A 642-nucleotide genomic window follows, 5' to 3' on the forward strand; every position below is an offset into this window, starting at 1 on the left:
ACGAGGTAGGCGATGAGCCGGTCGTGGTGGAGGGTGATGAGGGCGTTGGTGATGGTGGGGTGGGTGGTGAGGGTGTGTTCGATTTCGGCGGGTTCGATGCGGTGGCCGCGGAGTTTGATTTGGTGGTCGTTTCGGCCGAGGAAGTGGATGTGGCCGTTTGCGTGTCGGCGGGTTTGGTCGCCGGTGCGGTAGAGGCGTTGGCCTTCTGGGGCGGCGATGAAGCGTTGGGCGGTGAGGGCGGGTTGGTTGTGGTAGCCGCGGGCGAGTCCTGTGCCGCCGATGTGGAGCTCGCCAGCCACGCCGACCGGTACCGGGCTGAGGTGGGAGTCCAGGATGTGGGCGGTGGTGTTGGGGAGGGGTGTGCCGAGGGTTGGGGGTGTGGTGGTGAGGGGGGTGGTGATGGTGCCGATGGTGGTTTCGGTGGGTCCGTAGTGGTTGTGGATGGTTTGGGTGGTGGTGTGGGTGAGGAGGTTGTGGAGGTGGGTGGGGGTGGTGGCTTCGCCGCCGAGGATGAGGGTGTGGTGGGGGAGGAGTGTGTGGGGTGGGGTGGTGTGGGTGAGGGCGTTGAGGTGGGTGGGGACGATTTTGTAGTGGTCGATGGGGTGGTCGTTCAGGTAGGCGGCGAGGTGTTGGGGGTCGGTG

General features: G+C 66.0%; 1 protein-coding gene. It reads right to left on the reverse strand.

Annotated elements, in window-relative coordinates; all coding sequences use genetic code 11:
* On the reverse strand, positions 1–642 hold a 642-nt coding region (locus KME78_RS63690; protein ID WP_219539964.1), incomplete at both ends, for an AMP-binding protein.

This window comes from Nonomuraea guangzhouensis (assembly GCF_019396345.1).
GTDB classification, from domain to species: Bacteria; Actinomycetota; Actinomycetes; order Streptosporangiales; family Streptosporangiaceae; genus Nonomuraea; species Nonomuraea guangzhouensis.